At 57.2% G+C, this 367-nt stretch carries 1 pseudogene; it reads left to right on the top strand.

What is annotated here, in order from left to right:
• A pseudogene (locus tag B3M32_RS04170) lies at positions 1-357 on the top strand (GDP-mannose 4,6-dehydratase); the annotation flags it as partial.
• Between the last annotated feature and the right edge of the window lie 10 nt (positions 358-367).

A 367-nucleotide genomic window follows, 5' to 3' on the forward strand; every position in this document is an offset into this window, starting at 1 on the left:
GGCAAGCGCTTCTACCACATCTCGACCGACGAAGTTTATGGCGCCCTCAAGATGAACCATCCCGAAGGCATCACGCCCCCGTTCACCACGACGGCATCGAGTTCCGAACATCACCTGGCCTATGGCGACGACTTCTTCTACGAAACCACGAAGTACACGCCGCATAGCCCGTATTCCGCCAGCAAGGCAGGTTCCGACCACTTTGTGCGCGCGTTCCACGACACTTACGGCATGCCGACCATCGTGACGAACTGCAGCAACAACTACGGTCCGTACCAGTTCCCCGAAAAGTTGATTCCGCTGTTCATCAATAACATTCGCCACAAGAAGCCGCTCCCGGTTTACGGCAAGGGCGAGAACGTGCGCG

Origin of the sequence: Fibrobacter sp. UBA4309 (genome assembly GCF_002395745.1) — a bacterium.
Taxonomy (GTDB): domain Bacteria; phylum Fibrobacterota; class Fibrobacteria; order Fibrobacterales; family Fibrobacteraceae; genus Fibrobacter.